Origin of the sequence: Bacillus sp. JJ1521 (genome assembly GCF_036965165.1) — a bacterium.
Lineage (GTDB): Bacteria > Bacillota > Bacilli > Bacillales > Bacillaceae_L > Ferdinandcohnia.
This window is the reverse complement of the sequence record NZ_JBALOX010000058.1, coordinates 26366-28730: the sequence shown is the minus strand read 5'-3', so window position 1 is coordinate 28730 and position 2365 is coordinate 26366. Positions and strand designations below refer to the sequence as shown.

Annotated in this window: 2 protein-coding genes; both read left to right on the top strand. The window is 40.6% G+C overall.

What is annotated here, in order from left to right:
• Positions 1–379 (top strand): FGGY-family carbohydrate kinase (locus V7147_RS09340; protein ID WP_335367583.1); only part of this gene is annotated, 379 nt, incomplete at its 5' end.
• A gap of 128 nt (positions 380–507) precedes the next feature.
• Positions 508–2181: a glycerol-3-phosphate dehydrogenase/oxidase gene (locus tag V7147_RS09335; protein WP_438824571.1), complete on the top strand. Its 1674-nt coding sequence runs from the start codon at positions 508–510 to the stop codon at positions 2179–2181.
• The last annotated feature ends 184 nt before the right edge of the window (positions 2182–2365 follow it).

Below are 2365 nucleotides of genomic sequence, written 5' to 3'. Positions count from 1 at the left end.
AAAGGAACATTTCGTACGGGCCACTTTAGAATCATTGGCATACCAAACAAAGGATGTCTTAACCGCGATGGAGGCCGACTCAGGTATATCCTTAAAAACACTTCGAGTCGATGGTGGGGCTGTTAAAAATAACTTCCTCATGGCTTTCCAATGCGGCATTTTAGGAGTGCCGGTGGAACGTCCAGTCATTAATGAAACAACAGCATTGGGCGCTGCTTACTTAGCTGGTTTAGCAGTTGGTTTTTGGAAGGATCAATCAGAAATCTCAAGAAAATGGGCAATTGACCAAACCTTTGAACCAAAAATGACTGAAGAATATCGTGAAGAATTATACAACGGCTGGAAAAAGGCAGTACAGGCAGCTCTTGGTTTTAAATAATCGTTATGTTATGATAGAGATAAGTTAATAATTCGGTAGGAGATTAGGGAGAGACCGCAGGAGCATTGTCACTATGTGTGCAATGTCTTTTGTGGTCTCTTTTTTTCTACATTCAAGGAGTGGGAAACATGACAAAGTTTTCAAGTCTAAATAGAAGTTCCAGTTTAGCGGACATGGAAAAAGAGGTTCAAGACCTATTTATTATTGGTGGTGGAATCACAGGTGCAGGAATCGCACTTGATGCTTCAACCCGTGGACTCAAAACAGGTCTCGTTGAGATGCAGGACTTTGCGGCAGGAACATCAAGTCGTTCCACAAAGCTTGTGCACGGTGGGCTTCGTTATTTGAAACAATTTGAAGTAGGTTTAGTAGCCGAAGTAGGGAAAGAAAGAGCGATCGTGTATGAAAATGGTCCGCATGTAACAATCCCTGAATGGATGCTGTTGCCACTTCATAAGGGTGGTACATTTGGAAAGTTTTCAACATCCATTGGTCTTCGTATGTATGATTTTTTGGCAGGAGTGAAGAAGTCAGAAAGAAGATCTATGTTAAGTGCGGAAGAAACATTAGCGAAAGAACCCCTCATTAAGAAGGATGGTCTTAAGGGTGGGGGTTACTATGTTGAATATCGAACAGATGATGCACGTCTTACAATTGAAGTGATGAAAAAAGCCATCGAACAAGGGACAAAAGCAGTTAACTATGCTAAGGTGGAATCCTTTATCTATGAAAATGAACAGGTAACAGGAGTAAAAGTGGTTGATCAATTGACAGGTAAAGAATATAAAATTTTTTCGAAAAAAATCGTCAATGCAACAGGTCCATGGGTTGATAAAATGCGTGAAGCGGACAAATCGAAAAAAGGCAAAGTTTTAAGGCTAACTAAAGGTGTCCATATCGTGATCGATCAATCGAAATTCCCGTTAAAACAGGCTGTTTACTATGACACTCAAGATGGACGGATGGTGTTTGCAATCCCACGTGAGGGAAAGACATACGTCGGAACAACGGATACATTTTATGACAAAGATACCGCTCACCCAACTTTAACCGCCGAAGACCGTGCATATTTGATTAATACGATTAACTATATGTTTCCAACTGTAAAAGTAAAGGATTCTGATATCGAATCCAGCTGGGCAGGCCTACGCCCGCTGATTTATGAAGAAGGAAAGGATCCGTCTGAAATCTCGCGTAAGGATGAAATCTGGGTTTCTGATTCAGGTTTAATCACAATCGCAGGTGGAAAATTAACAGGCTACCGTAAAATGGCTGAAACCATCGTAGATAAAGTAGTAAAGCTTTCTGAGGAAGAAGGGTTAACAGGCGTACTTAAATCGTGTCAAACAAAGAATATGGCTATTTCTGGGGGAAATGTGGGCGGTTCGAAAAGTTATCCTGAATTTGTCTCTGAAAAAGGGAAGCAGTTAGTAAATGAGTTCCAGCTTTCTCATAAGGACGCGGAAAGATTAACACGATTATATGGTTCAAATATTGATATTGTAAAAGGAATAATGCTGGAATGTAAGGAAAAAGCAACAGAAGCTGGTCTTCCACTTCCTATACTCGCATCCCTTGAATATGGAATGCAGTATGAAATGGTCACAAAGCCAATCGATTTCCTTATTCGCCGAACTGGTGCAATGTTCTTCAATATTGATTGGGTCAACCGATGGAAACAACAAATTGTTGCATACATGGCTGTTCGTTTTAACTGGACGGAAGATGAAAAACAACGCTACGAGGCTGAAGTTGAATCTTATATTAAAGACGCAACTGAGCCAAGTGGGGAAGATATGTAATTATGTGCTGAAACAGACGGAGGATTCCGTCTGTTTTAATAATGGACCGGTCAAGTTTATCGATATATCGGATGGGTAAGAAGGAGTGGATGATATACCGTAAAAGAGGTTAGCGGTATATCGGGATAGTAAAAACGGGTAGTTGATATACCGTAAAAGAGATTAGCGGTATATCGGAAGAGTA